The sequence below is a fragment of the Candidatus Methylospira mobilis genome (genome assembly GCF_009498235.1).
Taxonomy (GTDB): Bacteria; Pseudomonadota; Gammaproteobacteria; order Methylococcales; family Methylococcaceae; genus Methylospira; species Methylospira mobilis.
Window position 1 is genome coordinate 1801666 of the sequence record NZ_CP044205.1, and the last position, 25651, is coordinate 1827316.

Annotated in this window: 20 protein-coding genes and 2 pseudogenes; 20 read left to right on the forward strand and 2 right to left on the reverse strand. The window is 52.1% G+C overall.

What is annotated here, in order from left to right; all coding sequences use genetic code 11:
* The 16 genes and pseudogenes from F6R98_RS22620 (at position 1) to F6R98_RS08000 (ending at position 20366) form a co-directional block, all read left to right on the forward strand.
* A complete protein-coding gene (locus F6R98_RS22620; RefSeq protein ID WP_315699442.1) occupies positions 1–2253 on the forward strand; it encodes a methyl-accepting chemotaxis protein in 2253 nt (750 codons plus the stop codon).
* Between the two features lie 233 nt (positions 2254–2486).
* Positions 2487–3314, forward strand: a complete 828-nt coding sequence (locus F6R98_RS07930; RefSeq protein ID WP_153248549.1) for a helix-turn-helix domain-containing protein — start codon at positions 2487–2489, stop codon at positions 3312–3314.
* A 268-nt stretch (positions 3315–3582) separates the two neighbouring features.
* Positions 3583–4005, forward strand: coding sequence for an SRPBCC family protein (locus F6R98_RS07935; RefSeq protein WP_228125168.1), 423 nt, complete (start codon positions 3583–3585; stop codon positions 4003–4005).
* Between the two features lie 86 nt (positions 4006–4091).
* Positions 4092–4424 (forward strand): annotated as a pseudogene (locus F6R98_RS07940) (integrase core domain-containing protein); the annotation flags it as partial.
* 292 nt (positions 4425–4716) lie between these two features.
* Complete coding sequence (locus F6R98_RS07945) at positions 4717–5214, forward strand: arsenate reductase ArsC (protein ID WP_153248550.1); 498 nt, start codon at positions 4717–4719, stop codon at positions 5212–5214.
* Between the two features lie 236 nt (positions 5215–5450).
* A complete protein-coding gene (gene rsxD / locus F6R98_RS07950; protein ID WP_153248551.1) occupies positions 5451–6476 on the forward strand; it encodes an electron transport complex subunit RsxD in 1026 nt (341 codons plus the stop codon).
* The gene (gene rsxG, locus F6R98_RS07955; protein ID WP_228125169.1) at positions 6473–7195 is read left to right on the forward strand and encodes an electron transport complex subunit RsxG; all 723 of its coding nucleotides are present in this window, start codon (positions 6473–6475) and stop codon (positions 7193–7195) included. The genes rsxD and rsxG overlap by 4 nt, the downstream gene beginning before the upstream one ends.
* The gene (locus F6R98_RS07960) at positions 7182–7955 is read left to right on the forward strand and encodes an electron transport complex subunit E (RefSeq protein ID WP_315699440.1); all 774 of its coding nucleotides are present in this window, start codon (positions 7182–7184) and stop codon (positions 7953–7955) included. The genes rsxG and F6R98_RS07960 overlap by 14 nt, the downstream gene beginning before the upstream one ends.
* Before the next feature lie 304 nt (positions 7956–8259).
* Positions 8260–9471 (forward strand): AVAST type 1 anti-phage system MBL fold metallo-hydrolase Avs1a, encoded by a 1212-nt coding sequence (gene avs1a / locus F6R98_RS07965; protein ID WP_153248552.1) that lies wholly within the window; start codon positions 8260–8262, stop codon positions 9469–9471.
* Positions 9468–15317, forward strand: a complete 5850-nt coding sequence (gene avs1b / locus F6R98_RS07970; protein ID WP_153248553.1) for an AVAST type 1 anti-phage system protease Avs1b — start codon at positions 9468–9470, stop codon at positions 15315–15317. Before avs1a ends, avs1b begins: the two co-directional genes overlap by 4 nt.
* Positions 15318–15331: 14 nt before the next feature.
* On the forward strand, positions 15332–15622 hold the full coding sequence (gene avs1c / locus F6R98_RS07975) for an AVAST type 1 anti-phage system protein Avs1c (RefSeq protein WP_194270187.1): 291 nt from the start codon (positions 15332–15334) through the stop codon (positions 15620–15622).
* A 195-nt stretch (positions 15623–15817) separates the two neighbouring features.
* Positions 15818–17488 carry an AAA family ATPase gene (locus F6R98_RS07980; protein ID WP_153248554.1) on the forward strand — a complete coding sequence of 557 codons (1671 nt, stop codon included), beginning with the start codon at positions 15818–15820 and terminating at the stop codon, positions 17486–17488.
* A gap of 9 nt (positions 17489–17497) precedes the next feature.
* Positions 17498–18133: an endonuclease III gene (nth, locus tag F6R98_RS07985; protein ID WP_153248555.1), complete on the forward strand. Its 636-nt coding sequence runs from the start codon at positions 17498–17500 to the stop codon at positions 18131–18133.
* Positions 18134–18302: 169 nt separating this feature from the next.
* Entirely contained in the window at positions 18303–18716 is a 414-nt protein-coding gene (locus F6R98_RS07990) for an HvfA family oxazolone/thioamide-modified RiPP metallophore (protein WP_228125170.1), read from the forward strand.
* 65 nt (positions 18717–18781) lie between these two features.
* Positions 18782–19618: an HvfB family MNIO-type RiPP peptide maturase gene (locus F6R98_RS07995; RefSeq protein ID WP_153248557.1), complete on the forward strand. Its 837-nt coding sequence runs from the start codon at positions 18782–18784 to the stop codon at positions 19616–19618.
* Positions 19605–20366, forward strand: a complete 762-nt coding sequence (locus F6R98_RS08000) for an HvfC family RiPP maturation protein (RefSeq protein WP_153248558.1) — start codon at positions 19605–19607, stop codon at positions 20364–20366. The genes F6R98_RS07995 and F6R98_RS08000 overlap by 14 nt, the downstream gene beginning before the upstream one ends.
* A 194-nt stretch (positions 20367–20560) precedes the next feature.
* On the opposite strand, the pseudogene F6R98_RS21985 reads toward F6R98_RS08000, so the two are convergent.
* Positions 20561–21411: pseudogene (locus F6R98_RS21985) on the reverse strand (IS3 family transposase); the annotation flags it as partial.
* A gap of 724 nt (positions 21412–22135) precedes the next feature.
* Complete coding sequence (locus tag F6R98_RS08015) at positions 22136–22333, reverse strand: hypothetical protein (protein ID WP_153248561.1); 198 nt, start codon at positions 22331–22333, stop codon at positions 22136–22138.
* A 217-nt stretch (positions 22334–22550) separates the two neighbouring features.
* On the opposite strand from F6R98_RS08015, the gene tnpA reads away from it, so the two are divergent.
* The 4 genes from tnpA (at position 22551) to trpA (ending at position 25601) form a co-directional block, all read left to right on the forward strand.
* Positions 22551–22820 (forward strand): IS66 family insertion sequence element accessory protein TnpA, encoded by a 270-nt coding sequence (gene tnpA, locus F6R98_RS22735; RefSeq protein WP_407079283.1) that lies wholly within the window; start codon positions 22551–22553, stop codon positions 22818–22820.
* A gap of 123 nt (positions 22821–22943) precedes the next feature.
* The gene (locus F6R98_RS08020) at positions 22944–23597 is read left to right on the forward strand and encodes a phosphoribosylanthranilate isomerase (protein WP_153248562.1); all 654 of its coding nucleotides are present in this window, start codon (positions 22944–22946) and stop codon (positions 23595–23597) included.
* Positions 23584–24801, forward strand: coding sequence for a tryptophan synthase subunit beta (trpB, locus tag F6R98_RS08025; protein WP_153248563.1), 1218 nt, complete (start codon positions 23584–23586; stop codon positions 24799–24801). The genes F6R98_RS08020 and trpB overlap by 14 nt, the downstream gene beginning before the upstream one ends.
* Complete coding sequence (gene trpA, locus F6R98_RS08030) at positions 24798–25601, forward strand: tryptophan synthase subunit alpha (protein WP_153248564.1); 804 nt, start codon at positions 24798–24800, stop codon at positions 25599–25601. Before trpB ends, trpA begins: the two co-directional genes overlap by 4 nt.
* The last annotated feature ends 50 nt before the right edge of the window (positions 25602–25651 follow it).

Consider the following 25651-nt stretch of genomic DNA (forward strand, 5'->3'; position numbering starts at 1 on the left):
GTGCGCAACAACCAGCCCGTTACAAAGCAGGAACTGATCGTTCCCTCAGATATCACCATCATTTCTGAAACCGATCTCAAAGGACATATTACTTATATTAATGATGATTTTGTCCGTGTCAGCGGTTTTTCCGAAAAGGAACTGCTTGGTAAAGCGCATAATATTGTCCGGCACCCTGATATGCCAAGAGAGGCGTTCGAAGATTTGTGGAAGACCCTAAAGCGAGGTCAATCCTGGATGGGAGTCGTGAAAAATCGCTGCAAGAACGGCGATTACTATTGGATACATTCCTTTGTGGCGCCTCGGCGCGAAAATGGCCGGATCGTCGGGTTCTTGTCGGTGCGTACCGCAGCTACGCGCCTGCAAATCGAACGAGCGGAAGATTTTTATCGCCGTATCGAACAAAAGCAGACCAATGGGTTCCGGCTTAATCGCGGCAGGGTGGAGCGCACGCATTTTCAATCGCTGCCGTCGTGGTGGTCCAATCTGTCGATACGCGCCCGTGTGCTGAGCGGAATTGGACTGAACGTGGTTTTCTATGCATTCGTGGCGTATTACGCCGATTCGATTATGCATGCTACGGACCAATCCGCTCGCGGGCTAGACGAGAAGCTGCTATTGATTTTCGCCTCGGCCGGTTTACTGATAACAACCGGTCTGGGTTTGTCGCTATTGCGTTCCCTGACTTTGCGTTTGAGTTCGATGGCGCAACTGGTGGATCGAATTACAGAAGGAAATTACCGTAACGCTATCGAAATTAAAACCGATTACGAAATAGATCAGGTGCTGGACAGCATCAAGTCCATGCAGGGGAACTTCGATGCGGCCATGCATAAAACCAAACGCCTTGCGGAACAAAACCAGCGTATCCGCAATGCGCTCGACTGGTCGGCGGCCGGAACCATGATTGTGGATAACGACGCCACTATCATTTATCAGAACAAGGCGCAGATCGAAATTTTTCAGAAGGCCGAGCACGATTTACGCGCCTGTTTTCCTGCTTTCGACCCGACGCAACTGGTCGGCAAGAGTATCGATATATTCCACAAAAACCCCGATTATCAGCGCAATATGATCGCAAATTTGACTCAGCCCGAAACCCTTGACATCACCATGGGCGCGCGCACCTTCAAGCTGACGGTTGCCCCGGTTCTTAATGAGGCCGGAGAACGGCTGGGCATTTCGGCGGGTTGGGTCGATCGCACCAGCGAACTGGTCATCGAACGCGAAGTGAACGAAATCGTTAAAGCGGCGGTCGCCGGCAATTTCAATCAGCGTATCGACTCGCAAGGCAAGGAAGGCTTTCTTAAGCAGCTTTCCGAAGATATCAATCGTTTGATGGAAGTCAGTTCGTGCGGACTCAACGAAGTTGTGCGCGTATTGGAAGCGCTGGCGCGAGGAGATTTGACCGAGAAAATAACCAATGAATATACAGGCATATTCGGCCAGTTGAAGGATGACATGAACAAGACGGTGGCTAAACTCAGTACGATCATCTACCAGATTTGCGATTCGGCAGAGTCCATCGATATTGCGTCCAGGGAAATTGCAAGCGGGAACAGCGATCTCTCCAGCCGTACCGAGCAGCAGGCCGCAAATCTCGAGCAAACCGCCGCGTCCATGGACGAATTGACCGGGACGGTAAAACAAAACGCGCAAAATGCCCTGCATGCCAATCAGCTGGCGGCGGGTGCATCGGATATTGCGACCAAGGGCGGCGTTGTTGTTAAACAGGCGGTAGTGACAATGAACGAGATTTCCGCGTCGTCGAAGAAAATCGCCGACATTATCGGCATTATCGACGGACTTGCTTTCCAGACCAATATTCTTGCGCTCAACGCCGCTGTGGAAGCAGCGCGCGCCGGCGAGCAGGGGCGCGGATTCGCCGTGGTGGCAAGCGAGGTTAGAAGCCTCGCTCAACGCAGCGCTACCGCGGCCAGAGAAATCAAGGCGCTGATCGAAGATTCGGTGAGCAAGGTTACTTCGGGTTCAAAACTGGTAGATGAAGCAGGGCGCACGATGGACGATGTAGTCGGCGCTATTCAACGCGTTGCCGGCATCATGGGCGAGATTACGGCGGCAAGCAATGAGCAGTCAGCGGGTATAGAACAGGTGAGCCGGGCGATCGCGCAGATGGACGAGGCTACCCAGCAGAATTCGGCGCTCGTGGAAGAAGCGGCTGCGGCAGCCGTAAGTCTGGGAGAGCAAACGCAGCTCCTTGACAAGTCGGTACATGCGTTCACGCTTGCGTAGTAGAAAAAGCGCGGAGTTCCATGGAAGTAGACTTTGCGGATTTGCGGCTATTCACTATCATCCGATCGTTCGTTTCGCTAAAATCGTTACCGCCCGAGCCGGGTCCGGCTCTTCTACTACGCCCGCTTTGGCGCAACATAATGGACCCGGTAGGTTGAATCATTTGGCCGTTTAAATGGCCATAGTCAGAATCTGCCGAAGAGTCCAGGACCAGAAGGATCAGGCGTGTTGTCATGAGTTTAAGAGTTTTTACCCCATCGCGTTTGCTGCAATCTTATGTTACGGCGATTTGGGACTATGATAATTTATTGGGCGGTGGCAACCAGGCGCTTTCCATCCTTCCGGATACCGCGACGTATTTATGTTTTTTATATGCCGACTTGCTAACTACCGTACACAAGGAGAGAATTTACACAACCCGGAGCGGACTTGCCGGTTTCCAGAGTTTTCGAAGCGATCTTGGCGCTTTAGGACAAGTTTCTGGGGTTTCCGCGCGTCTTACCCCCTGGGGGGTGAATGTGTTTTGTCGCGGCATCGTAAGAGATTGCGCCGAACGGCGTGTCGACTGCCGGGATATTTTCCCCAAATATGCCATAGAAAAAATCGAAGATAATTTGTCTCTTAAAAGAACCGCCTGCGAGCGTGTTCAGTGCGTCGAGAGCTTTTTGCTTTCCATGTTGAATCGGAACAATGAGGATGCGCTGATTCAAACAGCGTGCAGGGAGCTGGACAGGGTCAACGGTAATTATCCGCTTGCGAAGCTGGCGCGAACTCTCGGTTTGACCAAACGCACGTTCGAACGGCGCTTTCAAATGCATATCGGCGCTACGCCGAAAAAATATGCCCGTATCGTACGCTTGCGCAACGCGATCCTGCAGCGTAACAAGCTTTCAAACTGGGCGGAAGTGGCGTACGCGGCGGGTTACTACGATCAGTCGCATATGATACACGACTTTCACGAGCTTTACGGACTGTCGCCCGAGTCCATTTATCCACAGATGGAAGCATCCCGTACCATACGGTTTTCCGGATTATTGAATCTATACCGGGGTGAGCGTTAAGCAATTTGTGATCTTGCTCGATGAAAGGTTCGGCCGTTTTAAGGGCCTCCATATTTGTTCCCCGTTTCGCGGTCAATGATGCTGTTTAAGACTGCGCCCCTTATTACTTGTCGCTTTTTTACAATACAACCGACAGGCCGCGTTGCTAAAGTTTGGCGGGCAGGCCGTAGAAATGGTTCGCAGTTGATCGAAGCCATTGTCAATTATCACGGTACTGTCACCAAAGTCTTTATTTAACCGCATAAAAGTGATTCAGGAGATGCCCGTCATGACTAAGCAAGCAATTACAAAAAAATTCAATGTGCCGGCGGAAGCGGTTTGGGCCGCGATCCGCAACATAGGAAGGCTCGATGTCTGGTTCCCGTTCATTGACACCTGCAGAGTGGAAGGAGAGGGCGCGGGCGCGTTGCGATATATGACCATAGCTGGCGGCGGCGAGATAAAGGACACGATTGAAGAGATTAATGACGAGCGCATGACGTTGACATATCTTCGGCCCGTATCTCCGTTCCCGGTAAGTTATTACAAAGGGACGGTAGAAGTCTTTAAGTCTTATGACGGTTTGGGTGTTGTGGTTTGGACTATTGAATTCGAGTCGCAGCCTGACGAAGCCGCATCCGTAGCGGAACTGGTATACGGCGCTATCAGCGATGGTTTGGACGGTATGGAAAAAGATCTCCAGTCCGCATAGGGCGGTTTCGAATACGGCAGAAGTTTTCCGCAAGGAAACAGCCAGCGGTCTCAGGTCTGCGGGCAGGGCGGCCGGCACCTGGGGAATCCTTGATTCACCATTCGGACAGAGGCTCGCAGTACGTCTAGATCCGTTACAGCGAGCGACTGGCCGAAGCGGGGATAGAGCCGTCAGTTGGCGGCAAGGGAGATAGCTACGACAACGCGCTGGCCGAAACCATCAATGGCTTGTACAAGGCAGAAGTGATTCACTGGCGGGCGCCCTGGAAAACCAGGGAGTCACTGGAGTTGGCGACCTTGGAGTGGGTATTCTGGTTCAACCATCACCGGCTGCTGGAACCCATCGGCTATATCCCGCCGACAGAATCTGAGGCAAACTATTACCGGCAATTCGCCGACCAGGCCGTTAGCGTGGCCTGACTTAAACCAACCGGCCTCCACGGAACTCGAGGCGGTTCAAGCCAGTCGAGACACGCTTGCAAGTCCGTCCCCTTCGGCTTCGCTCTGGACCGGTCCCGGAAGCTCTCTGTACCCATCCGGGCGCAAAAGCTCTCGCCTGACTCACCTCACTTCCTCTCCAGCGGGCATGCTGAATAGTTACCTGTAAAAGTTATAGGGTATTGCGTCTTCGTAATGATCCTTTCATATGAAGGAGTTAACTTGAACTGATTTCCTTCCAAACAGTTCATTTTCAAAATCAAGAGACTCAGATATGACCGACAAAACTCTCAATGTCCTGTTTTTATGCCACGGCAATTCGGCGCGCAGCATTATGGCGGAAGCCTTGCTCAACGCATTGGGCAATAGCCGTTTCCTCGCATATAGCGCGGGGAGCCATCCCACGGGAGCGGTTGATCCCTTCGCGCTGGAAAGACTGGCAAAAGAGGGGATTCCCGCCGAAAGCGCCAGAAGCAAGGATTGGAGTGAGTTTGCACAAACCGGCGCGCCGCACATGGATTTCGTCATCACGGTTTGCGACCGGACTGCCGGAGAAGCTTGCCCGGTCTGGCCCGGAAAACCGATCACCGCGCATTGGGGAGTAATCGATCCCGTAGCGTATAGCGGTTCCGACGATCAGAAACGTCTGGAGTTCGGCAAGGTTTTCGGCATACTTCATCGGCGTCTTTCCTTGTTTACCAGCCTGAATACTTCGAGTTTGAAACAGCTTGCTTTGGAGCAAAAGCTACGCGAAATCGGACAAACGGGCTGAGTCGGTCGTAGAGCCGCGAAGAGCCGCTATTCGCAGTATTTGGACCTGCTGTACCGGTAATGGCTTGTAATGGAATGCTTGCGCGGATTTTCTACGGCAACAGGATTGTCCGGGCATGGTAACGACAATGGTATAATTCCCCGCTTTGAAAGCTGAACAGTTCGGCCCCGGCAGAGCTTCACCCTCAATAGGGGGCTGTATCGTTTCAAACCAGCGAAATTAATCCACGCCACTCCATGCTATTCAAAACTTCATCCGGGCCGTTCCAGAACAGCGACAACTCCGTCAGCCGGATCATGCGCCGGGTCATTTATGCATTGATACCGGGAGTACTGGCCCAGTACCTGATTTTCGGCCCCGGCGTTATCGTCAATATCGGCATTGCGGTGCTGACGGCGTCGATGGCCGAGGCGATGGTGCTGGGGTTGCGCAAACGGCCCATACTGCCGGCGCTGTCCGACTACAGCGCAATTTTGACGGCGCTGCTGCTGGCGATAGCGCTGCCGGCCCATGCGCCGTTCTGGGTTACCGTGTTCGGAACGCTGTTCGCCATCGTGATCGGCAAGCAGCTTTACGGCGGCATCGGCTATAACCCGTTCAACCCGGCGATGCTCGGCTATGCGGTGCTGCTGATTTCGTTTCCTCGACAAATGACCGCGTGGCAGGCGCCATGGGAAATCGCCGCGCAGCATCCCGGCTTGCGCGAGGCTTTCGAGCATATCATCGGTCTGCATACGCTGACGGCGGACGCGCTGGGACAGGCGACGCCGCTCGACCATTTCAAAACCCAGCTGGGACTTGCCAAAAGTCCGGACGAGATTCAATCCGCGTCTATCTATGCCGGACTCGCCGGAAAAGGCTGGCAAAGCGTCAACCTGTGCTATCTGGCCGGCGGACTCTGGCTGTTGAAAAAAGGCGTGATCGGCTGGCAGATTCCGGCGGGATTTCTGGCCGGGCTGTTTTTCCCGGCGCTGTTTTTTTTCCTGCTGGATGCGGCACACTATCCAACTCCGCTGTTCCATTTATTCGGCGGCGCCACCATGCTCGGCGCGTTTTTCATCGCCACCGACCCGGTGACCGCGGCAGTCACTGTGCGCGGACGCCTGATCTACGGCGTATTGGCGGGCGTGCTGGTTTTCACCATACGCAGTTGGGGCGGTTATCCGGACGGCGTCGCGTTTGCGGTGCTGTTGATGAATCTGGCTGCCCCGACCATAGACAACTACACGCGTCCGCGCGTATACGGACACGAGCGCGCATGAAACCGTTACGCTTAATTCTGGATGTATTGCGGCGGGTCGAGGGGATGATCGTCCTGCTGCGATCGCGGCTGTCGCCATACCCCATCGTCCTTGCCGCAGTCATGCTCGGCCTGTTCTCGCTGATCGCCTTCGGGCTGGTATCTGTGCTGCATCACGGCACCGAAGGGCGTATCGTCGGCAATCACCGCGCATCGGTACTGCACAAACTGCAGGAAATATTGCCGCCGGATCGTTACGACAACGATATCCTCAGCGACGTGATGGATATCGATGAACCGAGCCTGGATGCGCGCCATCCGGTTACGGTCTATCGCACGCGCAAGCAGGGTCAGCCGGTCGCCGCAGTGCTGCTGCCGACCGCGCCGGACGGCTATAGCGGCGATATTCGGCTGATGGTGGCGATATACAGCAACGGCGAACTGGCTGGCGTACGGGTGATTTCGCATAAGGAAACGCCCGGTCTCGGCGACCCGGTCGATGAGCGCAAATCCGACTGGATACGCGCGTTCAGCGGCTTGTCGTTCGAAAAGCTGGAGGCGGCGCTATGGCGCGTTAAAAAAGACGGCGGCGCTTTCGACCAGTTTACCGGCGCGACCGTCACCCCGCGCGCGGTGGTCAAACAGATCAAAAATACCTTGGACTACTTCAGCGCCAACAAGGATAAACTATTCCAATTGCCGGCAGAGCCGATAGAGGACACCGTCATTGACTCACCCTGACCCATCGCCTTCGAATCCGATTCAGGCCGCCGCGTTGCCTTTAAAACAAGCGTTGACGCCGGAACGCAGAACGGATTACCGCCATATCGCCTTCGACGGCTTATGGAAAAATAATCAGGCTTTCGTCGCGCTGCTCGGACTGTGTCCGTTGCTGGCGGTCAGCAACTCGGTGGTCAACAGCATCGGGCTGGGGCTGGCGACCACGTTTGCGCTGGTTTTTTCCAATACCATTGTTTCGCTGATACGCAACGTGGTCGATCAGGAAATCCGCCTGCCGGTATTCGTGCTGGTCATCGCCGCCAATGTAACCTGTATCGAATTGCTGATGAATGCCTTTTTCCACGACCTGTATCGCGTATTGGGTATATTCATCCCGTTGATCGTTACCAACTGCGCGATTATCGGGCGCGCGGAAGCGTTCGCATCGCGCACCACGGTCGACAGGGCTGCGCTGGATGGGCTGTTCATGGGGCTGGGCTTTGCTCTGGTGCTGATTGCTCTGGGCGCATTGCGCGAAGTGCTCGGCCTCGGTACGCTGCTGAACGGCGCTGAACTGATGTTCGGCGAATCCGCCAGAAACTGGACTATTACCGTCATTGCGCCTTACGAGGGGTTTCTGCTTGCCGTTTTGCCTCCCGGTGCATTCATCGGTTTGGGGCTGCTGATCGCAGTGAAGAATGTCATTGATGAAAAAAGCGTAAATAAATCAAACAAAAGCGAAAAAACAAGCAATTCCCAATTTAAAATCCTGCTAAAATAAAGCATTTTTAACGCGTCCTAACCAAGCCTCATTGGCACAAAACAAATGGACTTGAACATAGTTGACTAGATACGCGGCACGTTTAGCGCGTTATTGGATTACTGAAAACCAGGCAACTACCAGAAATATGCGGTGGAAGATACCGCGTTAAGCGCGTTCTCGGTCTTTTTCACTCAACGCCTGTATTTTTTGACTACCAGCGGTGGCTGCAAAAAAACCACAACAGAAACAAGGCACAATCGGTTTTCAGTGTCAATAAAATTCCATCGGCTAGCCAAATATGAACTTTCAATTCATTTAAAATATGCCGTATTTAAAAATGTATCCCGCCAAAAATGGTGACGCGTTCTTGATTACAGAGAACATGACCAAACCGACAGCGATCCTTATTGATGGTGGCTATGCGGCTACATTCCAAACGTACATTGCTCCAGACATAACACACCTGAAACAACTTGGTTACTCCTTGGATTTGGTCGTAGCGACACACATTGACGCTGATCATATTGCTGGATTACTTGAGTTTTTCAAGCTAAATGGTAATTCTCAAGCCCCAAAGATCATTGGAGTAAAAAATGTGTGGCACAACAGCCTACGGAGCTTTGCTCCCACGTCTGAGGCAGACGTTAATCTGACACTCGATGACAAAGACCTGCTTGTCGAAATTCGTCGACGAGGTTACCCGATGCCTGCTGGAATCGAAGTAGAACCGGTCGAAATCAGCGCCCGGCAGGGTAGCTCTTTGGCGGCCTTGTTGCTCGGCGGCGGTTATCGCTGGAATACAGGAGACGGCACCCAAAGCATCAATTCCTCCGAAACTTCGCTTTTCGAACTTCAATCAGATATCCGACTAAGGGTGATTGGCCCTTCGGTAATCCGATTGGAGGAACTCCAACGTAGTTGGATTACAGAGCTGCAACGAATGAGCTTCACCGGAAAAATCGGACCAAACGATGTTTTCGACGACGCGTTTGAGTTCCTTTGCGCATTTGAAGATCTTCGGGCAGCCGTAGGCAGCGAACCGACCGCGATTAGCGCATCAATAAACCGTTGCCTAGATCAAGCCTATCAGGCTGATAACTCCGTGACGAATGGCAGCTCAATCGCGCTAATTATCGAAGTCGGCGCATCGCGACTGCTTTTCCTAGGCGACTCATGGGCCGAAGACATAGAGGCGGCGATTCGGACATTGCCGAAAGCAACCTTTCCGATGATCTTCGATGCGATCAAGATTTCACACCATGGCAGTCTCCACAATACCAGTCCGGCGCTTCTAGAACTGATCGATTCCCCTATCTTTTTGATTTCTTCCAGTGGTGAACGTCACAACCATCCCGACTTGGAAGTTCTGAAGGAAATCGTTGACCGGCCATCAGCTTTTAGGCGGCATATGTATTTTAACTACACTACGCCTGCATCTCAGAAAATGTGCAATTACACTGACAAATCCGGAGCGGAATTCTCAATTTACGAAGACGCTACCGATTGGATCAAGATCGGAGTGAGCCAACAATGATCGACAACCTCATCAGAGCAGCAACCTGTTACGTATCGTGTGGAAGTGAATCTGGAACTGGGTACTTGGTTACGGATTGCAACGTTTTAACTGCTCGTCATTGCGTTATTCCAGCGATCAATTCAGGAGACACAATCACGCTAACTTTTCCTGGACCAGAGGGCGACATCCATCTTTCTGCAACGATTATTGATCAGTCCGAGAAAATGGACATCTGCATATTGTCGGTTTCTGCTCAGTTGGGGCGTTCGCCAATTCCGCTGAATGCAGCAATGCCCCGTGAGGGAGAGGACTGGCGATCATTTGGCTATCCGAAAGGAAAGACACTAATCGGCCATCGTATTGCAGGAACAATTTCGCATTTGCTCGACTCTCCGAAGCTGAAAATGGACATAGACCTCACGGTCGATCCAAGTACTGCCCTTCAGTCCTACTCAGGACTTTCAGGCGCGGCCGTTGTAAGCGAGAACTCTAGCGTAGGATTGATCCGCCTAAAGGTGGACGGAACACTGGGGGCAATAAGTATTCAGCAGTTGGGGACATTCCTTGCGGACAATGGAATTCAAATACCCCCTCTGGGCGCTGATGAGGCTACGGCTGTTGATCCGCGAGGAAGTCTGGCGGACCGAAGTGCATTTCAGGAGACGTTTGAGCAGATGATCGCCAGCAATCCGGGCGATTACGTTTTCCTTAAGGGAGCACATGGCATCGGGAAAACCACTTTCTGTAGCGAGTTTGAACCCGAAAACCATGCTCTTTTGACTTTAGGAACATACAGTCTCGTATCACAAGGTCGGGGGCCAGGAGCAATTTATCGGGCGCAGCCCGAGGTATTTTTCGACTGGCTTTCAACCACTGTGTCCATCTTGATAACTGGAAAGCCTTCACGCAAGGAGGAGCGAAGTTACTCAACTTTGATCCGCGAAACCTCTGCGTTGCTTGGGGTTTTTTCTACCTATTGTGCGTCTACACAGCAGCATGGCATTTTGTTCCTAGACGGACTTAATGAAGTGGATCATGTAGCCATGGCGAAGCTTGTTGGCCTTCTGCCTCAGTCGCTGCCGCAGACAATGACAATCGTTCTGACTGCTCCAAATTATGATGGTGTGACCGTTTCGCTCGCCGGGCGAATGAATGACAAAAATGTAATATCGCTGCCCCCATTAAGCGATGAAGCGAGCTCAGCCTTTTGTTGGCAAGCGCTTGTGGAACACAAAGCTAGCCCAGCATTAGTGGCGCGGATGTGTGAGAAGGCACAAGGACACCCTCTTTATCTTCGCTACTTAATCGAGTACGCGAATGCTAGTCCCAAGGAGGATGACTTAGATGATTTCCCTGTACTTACTGGTTCGATTGAGCAGTATTACGAATCGCTCTGGCCGAGGCTGCTGAAAGACGCGGACGCGATTTACCTACTGGCAATCATGGCCCGCTTGCGATGGGGAATCGAAACAATCGATTTGCTGAAGGTAGTTACTTCGGAGGAACGGAGAGCGTTCATTCCGACGATTAGCCGCATCCGACATCTACTTCTGACTCCTAATACAACGGCGATTTACCACTCATCATTTGCAGAGTTCTTAATCTCAAAGACAGCCGATCTGGAGACGGCTATTCAAGAGCGGCTTGCCGAATTTTGCGTTAAGGAGTCTGGCTTAGAGTATTGCGTTCTGAACGTCGTCTTTCACTTGCTTCGTTCTGACGATACCGGTCGAACAAGGGCAATAGTCATGTGCGACCAGAACTGGGTCGATACATGTGTGACCTTGGGGGTAGAACCAGACACTCTCTTGTTCGACATTGAAGCGACTCTCGCTGCCGCCGTGAGTCTCGGCCCGGCAGTTGAGGTGATGCGTCTTCTGCTTCTCTCGCAACGCGTCAACTTTCGCTATAACGTGCTATTTGCCCAATCAGCACGGCTGATAGCGGAGGCATTGATTGCGCTTAAACGGCCCAAGGAGGCACTAAAGCATGCAATTCGATTTAATACGCTAATCGTTGACCCGAATGAAGCGCTACAAATTGTGTTCTGTCTGATCAAAAACGACTATCCGAAAGAGGCCATCGAACTATTAGAGCTTCTACACGGAAGAATCATTGACATCCATGCGTCTTCATTTGATAGTTTTGAACTAGACAACTTCGTCAATCTCTACCGCCTACACATCCGAACACTCCTCTTTATGCATCTCGCCGATGGACAAAGCAGGATGCGACAGATCGAGCGCATCACGATGCATTTTTCACGGATGCTGAAGACGGGTCTTGCCGAACCCACGTCAGATCTACTGAAAGATTGTCATCTTCGATTTACATGTTTGCCGGCTAGTTACTACCTCTGCTTTCACGACAAGTATAAGCCGCTAGCTGAAATATTGGAGATACGTCCAGAGCTAGAAGCGCCCGCTGAGTTCTTAATAGTCCTACTTTGGACATTAGTCGAATGCGTGGAGTCCCTCGAAAGATACAATTTACCGAATAAAATCGGATCGTTTCCTCAGCTATTTTCCGACATTGAGAGACTGACCGCGACCGGTACAAGCATTGACGAAAAATACCTTGCTGCAATCTTAGACGCCCTCATTCAGTTAGGGGCTCCCTCGTCAGTAGTGCAGGTTCTGGCAGGCAATGATCAGAGGTCGCCTGCTCAGGCCATAGCAATTAAAGACGACAACGGGGTTGACCTTGACTTTTCCGCTATATATCGAGGTATTGCTGAATGGTTAACGGCGGCTTTTTTGCGCAATGATATAGATTGCCCACTGGTCGGTGCTTTTAATGAGAAGGGATGGCTCTCATCTCTGGAACAGTTGATCCGCGCTCTTTCCTGGTGTGAGGGGCGAGCTCGACGCGCGAAAGCTGATGGAAATTCAGTCCTGCTTATGGAATCCCTTAAGCATTTACAGCAAACGGTCCTGCAGCCGTTGGCGTTCACGCTTGCCCAGCGGGTGAAATGGCAGGACAGCTATGCAATTCCAGAGAACGCGTTTCCGCTCATTTACGAGAGGGTCGTACTAGTATTGATGGATTGCTATCCAGAAGAGTTGCCTGCATTTCTTCGAGGGCTATCGGACAGAGCGAACGATCAATGCGGGTTGTACTCTGAAGGTTTCCGTGAAGTCATGTTTGCAGTTCTCAAAAAGCTCACGAAAAGCGAGATCGCGCCCTCGCTTTTCGACGAAGCATTTGGATTGCTTCAACACTGGAAGGAGCATGTTGTCCGAGGCGTAGAAAATCGGCATGAGCTGGTGCCAGAGCTACTTAAACTAATGCCGATATTTGTCGCAGTTGGTGCAATCGAAGAAGCGAGTAGCCTATACCGATCCATGCTGGGTGTTTCCATGGGGCCGAGTTGGTATAAAGAAGATCAACTTGGCCTGATGGTAAGTACACTACGTAAGATGCCGCTATCGGACAACGTACAAGCTGAACTGCCTTTGGTAGCAGGATATTTGGAGCGTGCTGCTGGTGAAATGACATTTCAACGGTTTGTCCGATACGAGAAGATGGCTCTTATTGGAGAATTATTTCGTCGGAATAATATCGCAAGCGGTTGCCAATATTTCAAGCGTCAGACCTGCGGAACGACCACCGAATTACTATTGGAAACGCAGCAAGGAACCATTGATAAACCAAGCCCTATGGTCGGTATGCGATATCCAGGTGGGGCGCTCGACGAGCAGCATGCAATTTTAGAGATGGTGCGAAATGCCGAAGGAATCGACTGGCGGCTATGTTGGGCTTTACTTGAAATATTCCAATGCGGAGACGAGCGACACTTTGACGATTTTGCAATAGAGTATGCAAGATTAATTAACCGAGCCGGTGATAACGTTACCGCCATTTCTGAAATGGTAAGCAGAGTAGAGTTCGTGGTTGGCGCAGAGATAGATCCTACACAACGAATCCGATTTATAAACTCATTCCGAAAGGAACTCAACAATGAGCATCACCATGCGTTCTCGTTAATTATGGCTCAAGCTGCGACTACGGATATACAGAATGAAGTAAATGTTCAATTCGAAGATCTTGTTGGGAGCGCATCGACCTATCAAGACAATCATTCAGAAATCGAAGATAAATTATATTTACCTGGTACTTTTGGAAAACAATCCTCTATAAAGCAAGCGGACGAGGCATTGGCCGACGCGGGGAAGCAACTAAAACTAAGGAATCTGGATGCTGCCAAGACCCAAGCCGTGAGGGTACTACAAATTCTGCAGGACGGTGGTTGGTCAATATGGCATGATTGTTTAGGAGACACACATCGCGCTGCTGAAGAGTTACTGCGAATATACGCAGCGAATCCAGTCGATCTAATCCGTGCTTATGCTCCGTTGATAGCTGCTGAGCGATATGATTCGAAGTGGAATATTGCGGAACATCTGATCGCGAAAGCAACGGACTTACTTGATGAAGAGGAAAGAAGCCAGCTATTTAAATGTGTAATAGATCATGTGCACTTGATGGTGGGTGACGCCACGAATGAAATTGAGATGTTCTATTTTCTTAGCGAAAAGCCGGAACGCGATGCGTCTGTGGATCTGTTCAAATTGGTTATTTGGCTTCTTGATCATCCCAAGTTGTTGCGACGCGATAAGGCAGCTGGAATGATTGCATGGCTCGTCGAAAGGAGTTCATCTGCTTACCTCGAACCGGCAGTCAAGGAGGCTTTTTCAATGGCGACAGGATTCAGTGCCGATATCCTTTGTGGCGTCCTTGATTCGATGTCAACACAGCAGCCTCTGCCACTATGGGATCAAATCTTTGCCTTGCTTGATATGGACGATATTTTACGAAATTGCCAACACGTTAGCCGCTTGGCTGTGCTTCACCGTATTGCGGAAAGAGCTGGAAAGGCGGGCTCAAGTACGGGAGTAGAGGTCGCTTCGCGCCTTGCGGGGCAATTTCGTTCAGGAAAGATTGAACTGGGAGACTCTGATATGGATGTCGATCTTCCTAATTGGGCCCGTTGTGTAAAAAGCGAATGGGCGCGACTCGATCATCTGGGGCTAGCGACTCAAGAGGTTGTTAATCGTCTCGATGACAAAATGTCCGAGATTTGCGCCCCTTTGAATATTCAGGAAAATTGGAATATCGAGAATGCGGTTTCCACAACTTTTCGCGAAATTCCAAATCACCGATTTAACCGGTGGGAGGCGAAGGTTCGCTTTGCATTGAACACTGCGCTTTTCCCTTATGCATCACAGCGTGATTTTATAAAAATTGAGTCGGCACTACGCGTTTTCAATCCCTCTTTGCCTGAGCATACATTAACTCCAGGTTTTGCTTCGTCGGCAGATGCAATTCTTAAGGCTATTGCTTCTTGGAAAGATTATGCCGGTGCAACCGGTAATGATGATTATTGCTTTCTTGCCTATCATGAAATGACGGAGCTAGGTAAGGATGGCAATATGGTGCATATTGAAGTTTTGGCTATGGTTGTTCCATCTCTCTCTCTGAGAGGGAACTTCTCTTTACCATCTTTTAAAAAATATTTTAGGTCGAACGAGCTTCCGGATTTTGGAGCTGGAACTACTTATCATGAGACTTGCTGGCATCTAAAGCCCGGCTCTGCTTTCTTCGGATCGTATACACCAGCCTTCCCTCTCCCCGTTTTCAAAGAGCTGATTAAAGCGCAAAATAGTGATTTTTCCCGCGTTAGTTGGCGGAATGGCAGATCAAATGATACGGGTCATTTCGGACGTCCCATTCAGGAAGGTTGCTTGCTTGCGGTAAAACGAGCGGCTGTTCAACTGCCTGAAGGAAAAAAACTGGCTTGGATGATCCGAATTAATGGAGAAATAGTTACTGTGGTCGACTCGAAAAACAATAAGCTGATTTAGGAGATATTTGCGCAATGATGGAAAGTATGACGCCCCCAATGACACGATCTGAGTTCGAACACCGTTTTCATCTTCTCAATGAGCAAATGAAACAAGGGAAAATTCAATTCGCCGCACGAGCGATAAACGGAATCCATGGAATAGAAAATGTAAGGATTTTGCCAAACGGACGGATTGATTTTCTCAGTGTAAACGAATTAGCGCGAAATCTAGCCAACACAACGATGCACTTTGATAGTGAAAGGATCAAGGCGATGTTCGACAAGCAAGAAAGCCAGGACGTACCAGGGGGTGGTGCGGAGTGAAGACGGCACCATCGGATTTCTCAGATGCATCGACCACCAGCTCAAGATACGCGGTTTCAGTTTATCCCTTTTGATAACTCTGGCAGCATCTGATGCGATTCATGCTGGATGAGGTGGGATTAAATTACTTCTTAAACCTTAAGAATTTAAGCTGTGCCAAAATAGGCGCGGATCACCCAACTGTTTGCCATAACCATGCATATCATTCGATTATCACTGCAAAACTTTAAACGTTTTACCGATCTAACTATCCAGAATATTCCATCACAAGCGAAACTGGTATTGTTGATCGGCGCAAACGGCTCGGGAAAATCCTGTGTATTCGATGCATTCAACTGGATAGCGCCAGGCAATGCCTCCCGCTGGCATGGTCAACAGGAAAGCGCCTACTTTAAAAAGGAAGAAGCTTCCGATACTGGCGTTATGATTGAATCCAGCTCCAACGAAACATTCGAGCGTAGCGATAACACCCTTTCGCAAAATGCGGCGGGCAAGTTTTATGGCCGCAGCAGTCTGCGCATCGTACCTCATTTGAAGCCCGCCAATCATCCAGGCGATGCCATCGAAAACGATCAGGATGCTCCTCGATTTTACATCGAGCAGGATGAACGCTTTTTTATTGATGTGCAGCAGTTTACCGCGAATATTAACAAAGCGGCCAGAGCACCGTTGTTCAAGGCAAATTCACTATTAAACCAAACAGAACTGCTGGAACAGATACATCAGATTCAGGCGCAATACATAGCCCCACTGAATGCCAGTCTGGCACGTATTTTCGGTGAAACCGAACAAACTTCGATTCGACTGGAAAACTACGAAGATGCTGAACCCGGCCAACCCATCAAACTCAACTTTCGCAAAGGCGGATACAGCATTAACTTCGACCTGCTCTCTCACGGTGAAAAACAGGTCGTCATACTGCTGCTGAATTTTGCCGTGCGTAAAAATCAACTCAGGGACAAAATTTTATATATTGACGAAATGGACGCGCATATGAATACGCGTCTACAGTTCGATTTATTACAGGAAATTGTCGAACACTGGATTCCAGACGACTCGCAACTCTGGACCGCCTCGCATGCGCTGGGCTTTATCGACTACGCGCGCAAATCGGCACACGCCGCCATCATCGACTTCGACTCCCTTGACTTCGATGAGGCGCAAACAATCGAGCCCGTGGAGAAAATCAATCCGCAACTCTATGAAATTGCAGTCAGTAGCGAGCTATTGGGCGAGTTGGCCAACAACCGCCAACTGATCTTTGTTGAAAATAACGACATTAACTATTACAAACCGGCGCTGGCTACAACCCGCCGCCTGTTACTGCCCGCCCGCGACAAAACTACCGCCTATTTCACAGCACAAGCACTGGCGCAATATTGTTTGATCGACAGGGATTATCTCAGCGACGACGAGCGCAACGAACTATTGTCCACCTATTCATGGTTACGCCTGTTGAATTACTACAGCGTTGAAAATTACCTCTATCATCCTGAAAATGTTTCCGAACTGACGGCCTGCCACGATAAGGCGTTTGATCGCTTCGCCTATGAAACCGCCTGGAGAACCGCAAAAAACAGGGACAAGGCCAAACTCCTGAATAAACTGGATGGCATACGCAAAGGCTATCCTTTTTTCAAAGAACCCGGCAATGAAAAGCTGCGCAAGACCTATGAAGGCTGGCAATCTCATCAAAAAGTGGCCGATATGCTGGACTCGGATGATTTTGAAACCTTCTTCAAGGTTTACCCCGCCAAAGACCATGGCGGAGACGCGCGCGGTCTGGCCGGGTTTGGTAAGGACAAGCTGGCGTCAACGCAATGGTTCCAGCAACAGATTCGGGCGCTGATTGAACCTGAAAACTAGAGATCGCTCATGAACAAACTCAAACGCGCGGCCATCTTCGACCGCTTGCAGGAAGCCATTCCGAACCCCGTCACCGAGCTGGTTTATGCTTCGCCTTTCGAGCTGCTGATCGCCGTTGTTCTGTCGGCGCAGGCGACCGACAAAAGCGTCAACAAGGCTACCGCTCTACTGTTTCCCCAGGCCAACACGCCTGCCGCGCTGCTGGCTCTGGGCGTGGACAGACTCAAGGAATACATCAAAACCATCGGGCTTTACAACAGCAAGGCCGAACATATCGTCAGCCTGTGCCGGATGCTGATGGACAAGCACCAGGGCCAGGTGCCGCAAACGCGGGAGGCGCTCGAAGCGCTGCCCGGCGTGGGCCGTAAAACCGCGAACGTGATGCTCAACACCGCGTTCGGTCACCCGACCATTGCGGTCGACACGCATATTTTCCGCGTAGCCAACCGCACCGCCATCGCTCCCGGAAAAACCGTGTTGGCGGTCGAAAAAAAACTGGAAAGTACGGTTCCGTCCGCGCACAAACTGAACGCGCATCATTTGTTGATACTGCATGGCCGCTATATCTGCGTGGCGCGCAAACCGCGCTGCGGGAGCTGCTGTATCGCCGATTTGTGCGAATACCCGGACAAGATTATCGAATGACGCAAAAGCTCTGTGCAGAAGCGGGCATCGTGTGGGACAATTCGGTCCGGAACGGGTGTCCACAGGCTGCACGCAACATTGAATTTGCCATGGAATGCAACTTTAATTCAAATTCAGGTGTCTAATCGGACACCGTGCCATAAAACAATACACTACTGAGGCTTCCATCATGAATAAAACCGATAAAAAATCTGTCGCGGCACTGGTAGGCGCTACCGTTGTCGGCGCTTTCACCGCACCTATCGCTCATGCGGAAAGCAACCCTTTCGCATTGAAGGAACTTTCCAGCGGTTATACCCAAGTCGCAGAGGTCGTACCTTACAAGGGTCAAAGCACGAACACGGGTACCGCGCCAGCACCAGCTCCTGCGAAGACGCAGGAAGCCACATGCGGACAAGGCAAATGCGGCGCTCAGATGATGAAGCAGCAACAGCAGATGAAGTGCGGAGCCGGTATGTCGGGAATGCAGCAGCCAGCCGCTGCCCCTGCGCAAACCCAGAAAGCCATGGAAGGTAAATGCGCCGGAATGAAAATGGACGGCAATAGCGCAACCACTCCTGCGCCCGCAGCTCCGCAGCAATAAGTATCGGTACCGCGTTTTCGTGCTCCAGTGCCTGAAATACCGCTGGTGCACGTCGCCATTCCACGATGAAAACCATACCGATTGCTACCGGGTTAGGCCTTAGACGCGAATTCGCTTTCGAACTCACGGAAGCGATGCCGGAGAATATCGCTTTTTACGAGGTTGCTCCGGAAAACTGGATGAAAATGGGCGGGAAGTGGGGACGCTTGTTCAGAGCGATGACCGAGCGTTTTCCATTCATCTTTCACGGGCTGTCTCTTTCCGTAGGCGGTTTTGCGCCTCTGGATACCCGATTCATCGCTGAACTCAAATCATTTTTGCAGCAACATCAGGCTTTACTGTACAGCGAACATCTGAGTTATTGCGGCGATGACGGATTGCTATACGATTTACTGCCGATACCGTTCACTGAAGAAGCCGTGCATCATGCCGCAGCGCGAATCCGGCAAACCCAGGATTTACTGGATCGCAGGATAGCGATAGAAAACGTTTCCTATTATGCCGCGCCCGGCAAGGAAATGGAGGAAATCGATTTCCTCAACGCCGTGCTGGAGGAAGCGGATTGCCTGCTGCTGCTGGACGTGAACAATATTTATGTCAACAGCGTGAATCATGGCTACGACGCGCTCGCATTTCTGCAGGCCATACCCGGCGAACGCATTGCCTACGCCCATATAGCCGGACATTATGTGGAAGCGGCGGACTTCCTGGTTGATACTCACGGCGCGACCATTATCGATCCGGTCTGGATGCTGCTGCAAAAGGCCTATGAGTTATTCGGCGTCTTTCCCACGCTGCTGGAAAGGGATTTCAACATCCCGCCGCTTCCTGAGTTGCTAAAGGAGGCCGGAACCATCCACACCTTGCAACAACAGGCGGGTAAAAGCCATGCAACCGTCTGAAACCGGAACGCCCGCCTTTATCGAAACGCAGCGCGCGTTCAGCGCCTATATACGCGATCCGCACAACAATCCGATGCCGGCGGACGTTCAACCCCAACGTATCGCGATGTATCGCGAATTGCTGTCCAACAATATCGACAGTTTTCTTTCCAACGCCTTTCCGATTATCAAGGAAACGCTGGACAGCCGGTATTGGCAAACGCTGATCGACGATTTTTTTGCGCGTCACCGCTCCAGCTCACCGTATTTTTCCGGCGTACCTGAAGAATTTCTTGATTATCTCGCCAAAGAACGCGCGGATATGCCCGGCGATCCGCCTTTTCTACTGGAATTGGCTCACTACGAATGGGTCGAAATGGCTTTGGCGATTGCCGAAGAGGAAGCGCCGGAACCTGATGCCGACAAGCTCGAAAAACCGCTGGATACCTGCATCAGGCTGTCGCCGGTCGCCTGGCCGCTGGCATACCGTTTCCCTGTTCACCGGATAGCGTGCGACAACCAGCCATTGCAAGCGCCTGCCGACCCGACCTATCTCGCAGTTTATCGTAATCGCGAAGACGAAGTTCTCTTTCTCGAACTCAACAATCTGACCTACCGGCTACTGCAGCGCCTGTCGGAAAACCACAACGAAACCGCTCGCGCAATACTTGGCAATCTCGCATTGGAAATGGGATACACGGATATCAACCCGATACTCAAGCATGGCGCAACGTTGTTGACGGATCTGGCCGAGCGAGGAATAGTATAGTTACGCAGCATGGAAAACAGGCGGGCGTCATTATCCAATCAACCTTACTCGTTACCGTGCAAACCGCGTAGCGAACATCGGCTCTCTTCTCCCTCCGGGCATGGGATCTACACAGACTTGACAACTTGCGCCGTTACCGAGCGACTGCCGTTGGAGCCCGCCGCCATTCGTCAAATCGGCGGCGTTCGTTTCGCAGACCCGGATGCCGGCTTCCGGTGGAACCACGCCATGGTCAGTGCATCCGGTACGATATCTGCCGTCATGCGCGGCTTCAGCGACCAGCCGACCACTTCACGGTTGAACAGGTCGAATACGATTGCCAGATACAGCCAGCCCTCATCCGTCCATGGATAAGTAATGTCGGATGTCCAAGCCAAGTTCGGCCCCGAAGGCGTGAAGTTCCGATTCAGTAAGTTCGCCGCCACCGGCAGGTTGTGTTTGGAGTCCGCCGTTACCTTGTACCGCCGCTTATGGCGTGCGCGAATGCCGTTCTTCTGCATCAGACACTCGTGACCTGGATGCGGGAAATCCACGGCCACGCAGCTCTCGCACCATCCTCGGGCCGCCATAAACTCCCTTGAACTCCGCGTGGATAGCCTGGATCAGCGCCAGCATCCACGCATCGGTCAATCACTTGCGATTCGGTTTGCCGCCATGCTTCCATGAGTGATAGCCACTCACGCCAACATCGAATACCGGCACATCGTATCCAGCCCATAATCCTTGCGTTGCGCATCAATCCAGGCGTACTTCACCGTGTTTCTTTCGCAAAGTACGCCGTCGCTTTTTTTGGAATTTCATTCTCCTGCTTCAGCCGTACGTTCTCGGCACGTAGCCTGGAGAGTTCCATCTGCTCAGTGGTAACTGCCTTGTTGATACCAGCTCCGACCAGCTTCCCGGCTTCGGCGGCCTTGACCCGGTTGCGCAGCGTCTGCTCGATCAGTCCCAGGTCCCTGGCTACCGCTCCAGCCGATTGGCCCGCCTTAACACGCTTGACCGCCAGTTCCTTGAACTCGGTTGTGTATTCCCGTTTCGATAACTTCATCTTCTTTCTCCAAAAGTAACGTGAATTTTACGTCACCCTTGGAAGACTATTTTTCGGGGGAAGTTCATTTTCCTGGAGCCGCGTTAATGCATGTCGTACCTGCTCGAGGCTGGTACCAATCAGCGGTTAACAACAGAACACCTATATTGTTTACATCCTTGATCAGTGCAATGAGTTTTCAGGGTCATAATGCGTGGCATGCTGCTGCTCGACTGCTTTGCGATATCGTTGGAAATTGGTAAATGCCAAATTAACGGTATGGCATAGAACCGAAAACGCTTCCAGCTTGAGGTTTAACGTGATAAATCCGACTCTTACATGAAATATACGGCAATTTCGACAATACTCGATTTTACAATAATCGTTATTGGCCAGGTTTTCTACGCGGCAAGCGCTGATGTTCATAGTAGTGTTTATCCTTAGTTTATAGTGGGTTGGCGACTGAACAAATTGCATAAGGCTTAGTGTTGACTATGGGTTTCTATCAAACGCCAATAAATTCGCATCCGCTTAAAAGTGCAACGCTCATCCGGCGGAGCCTTGAATTGAGGGTGAGAAAGCAATTTGTCCAAGCAGTTCGCGATGCTTCCTGCTACATGGGGCGAAGGTTCTCGACCATAGCTCATCAGATAGCAGCGTAACGATTGCAGCAAGGTGTCCGGCGAAACAAACGCCGAGTATTGAGCAGGGTTTCCTGTCTTCATTGGTGGTTTTTCCCGTGTTTTCATTGCATGGCGCCGGTGGAGACGGAAAGCAGCGAGCGTCGGATAATTTCTCTTGACGACCAGTCGAGACAGCTAAAGTCTTCTGCGTGCAGTGTTCCATCGCATAGCAGGCGCAACAGTTTCGAAATTGAGATTCTCAGACTTACTTCGCGGATGAGTTCGGGTTGCGCAGCATCGGGTTTGCTTGAGTTCATCATGATTAGCTCCGGTGGTTTTGAGTTGACATAAATGATAATGATTCTCATTTAGATTGTAAAGCTTTTCTTGGGCTTTACAGCGATTTTGCTGTTTATGTTTTATCGGGAAGCCTTTAGATGCTCCTGAATCCGTGGTGGTTAGTATGCGTCCAGCGGCCCCTCCTGTAAAAACCATCTGAAAAGCGCCATCCTCTGTTTTTTGAAATGAGGATGAGTGATGGCGATATCCGGCTACTGGCAAGATCATATCAATCCCTGGCAAAACAGCGGTCTGTCGCAGGCAGCATATTGTCGGTTGAGCGGTGATTTCATGTTGCATCTTGCTGGCGCGTTCCCGTTTTATTGGGATGTACCTAAAGTCTCGATAAGACTTTGGGGTATTGTGGCTTATTTAGCTTCACGGGTAAGACAGTGTATACTGGCGCAGTCTACCCAGCTTATGAGCATCCACGTTCTACCCGATGCCAAAATCCGTATCTCCTCCTGAGCGCTCAAGCCTGTTGCCGGGAAGAAGCCAATATTGCCAAAAGCAAAGTTCCTTCTGGGGCGTACTGGCGGTGCGTTTCCGCTTGCTTTATCCCGCAGCCGGAGCAGCTATCCGATCAACGCCATGAAATTAACATACCCCAAAACCAGAACTCGGGTTAAAATCTGCGGTTTTACTAGGGCGCAGGACGCGGTTGCCGCGGCGCGGCTTGGCGCGGACGCCATCGGTCTGGTGTTTTATGCGCCGAGTCCGCGCCATGTGGCTGTGGAAACCGCGCGCGAAATAGTGGCTTCGCTGCCCGCATTCACCACGGTGTCCGGGCTGTTCGTCGATGCCGCAGAAGAGCAGGTGCGCGACGTGCTGGCCCAGGTGCGGCTGGATCTGTTGCAGTTTCACGGTAGCGAAACGCCGGAGTATTGCCGTCAATTCGAGCGGCGCTACATCAAGTCGGTGGCCATGCGCTCCGATACCGATCTCGATGCGTTGGCGTCGCATTATGCCGATGCTGCGGGCTTGTTGCTGGATGTCGATAATCCGGCTGCAAAGGGAGGAACCGGCACCGCGTTCGACTGGGGCCTGGTACCCTGGCAATGCCGTTTGCCGCTGATAGTCGCCGGAGGGCTGAGTCCTGAAAATGTCGGCGCGGCGCTCGCTCAAACCAGGCCCTATGCGGTCGATGTCAGCAGCGGCGTGGAATCGGCGAAAGGAATAAAAGAACAACAACGCATGGCGGCTTTTCTAGACGAGGTATGCAGATTTGATTATGAACAACGATAGCGCAACCCTTCCTTATGCTTTACCGGACAGCCGCGGACATTTCGGTCCTTATGGCGGCGTGTTCGTAGCCGAAACGCTGATGCTGCCGATACGGGAGTTGCAGGAGGCCTACCTGCGCTACATGAAGGATCCGGAGTTTCTCGCCGAGCTGGATTACGATCTCAGTCATTATGTCGGGCGTCCTTCGCCGGTTTATCACGCGCAGCGGCTCAGCCGCGAAACCGGCGGCGCGCAGATTTTTCTGAAGCGCGAAGACCTGAACCATACCGGCGCGCATAAGGTCAACAATACCATCGGACAAGCCCTGCTGGCCAAGCGCATGGGCAAAACCCGGATTATCGCCGAAACCGGAGCAGGACAGCATGGCGTCGCTACGGCGACGGTCGCGGCGCGTCTGGGGTTGGAGTGCGTCGTCTACATGGGCGCGACCGACGTGCAGCGGCAGGCACCGAACGTGCTGCGTATGAAGCTGCTGGGCGCGCGCGTGGTGCCGGTTGAATCCGGCTCGAAAACCCTGAAGGACGCGCTCAACGAAGCGATGCGCGACTGGGTCACCTATGTCGACAACACCTTCTATATCATCGGCACGGTGGCCGGTCCGCATCCTTATCCCGCCATGGTGCGCGATTTTCAGGCAGTAATCGGGCGCGAGAGCAAGACGCAGATGCTGGAAATGACCGGGCGTTATCCCGATGCGCTGGTGGCCTGCGTCGGCGGCGGCTCCAACGCCATCGGTCTGTTTTATCCCTTTATCGACGATAAGCAAGTGGCCATGTACGGCGTGGAAGCCGCCGGCGACGGCATCGAAACCGGCAGGCATTCCGCACCGCTGAGCGCGGGCCGTCCCGGTGTCCTGCACGGTAACCGCACTTATCTGATGGAAGACGAGGACGGCAACATCATCGAAACCCATTCCATTTCGGCGGGTCTCGATTATCCAGGCGTAGGGCCGGAGCATGCCTGGCTCAAGGATGCGGGCCGCGCGCAGTATGTCAGTATTACCGACGACGAGGCCATGCATGGGTTCCATAAGCTGACGCGGCTGGAGGGCATAATTCCGGCACTGGAGTCCAGTCACGCCATTGCCTATGCAATGAAGCTGGCGGCGACCATGAGTTCGAGCCAACAAATCCTGGTCAACCTGTCCGGACGCGGGGACAAGGATATCAATACGATTGCCGCGCGCGAGGGTATAGTTCTGTGAGACGATTACAAGCAAAATTCAAGTCGCTGGCGCTCAGGGGGCGCAAGGCATTGATCCCTTTCCTGACGGCGGGCGATCCCGACCCGGGTTTTACCGTGCCGATGATGCATGCGCTGGTCGATGCCGGCGCCGACGTCATCGAACTGGGAGTGCCGTTTTCCGATCCGATGGCTGACGGGCCGGTTATACAGAAGGCCAGCGAACGCGCGCTGCTTCATCATACCGGTTTGCTCAAGGTGCTGAAAATGGTCAGGCAATTCCGCGAACGGAATGAAGAAACCCCGGTGGTGTTGATGGGCTATTTGAATCCTGTCGAAAGAATGGGATATCAGGCATTCGCGCTGCAGGCGCGGGATGCTGGGGTTGACGGCGTTTTGACGGTAGACCTGCCGCCGGAAGAAGCAGAGGCTTTTCTGCCGCTGCTGGATGCCGCCGGCATCGATCCGATTTTTTTGCTGGCGCCGAACAGTACCCCGGAGCGTATCGCGCAGGTGGGGACTGTGGGGCGCGGTTATCTGTATTATGTGTCGCTGAAGGGCGTTACCGGCGCGGGGCATCTCGATCTGGAAGATGTCGGCGCCAAGGTGGCGGAAATCAAGCGCCTGACCGATTTGCCGGTGGCGGTGGGTTTTGGCGTCAAGGATGCCGAAACCGCGCGCGCCGTATCGCAATTTGGCGACGGCGTGGTAGTCGGCAGCGCTTTGGTCGCCAGAATAGAGGCGCATGCCGTCGAGCAGGATAAGGCCCGGTTGGAGGCGGCCGGTTTGGTCAAGTCCATGCGGTTGGCCATGGATGCCTGACCGGCTATGACGCAAGTGTCGCCCAATCATGCAAACGCATGCGCCACGCT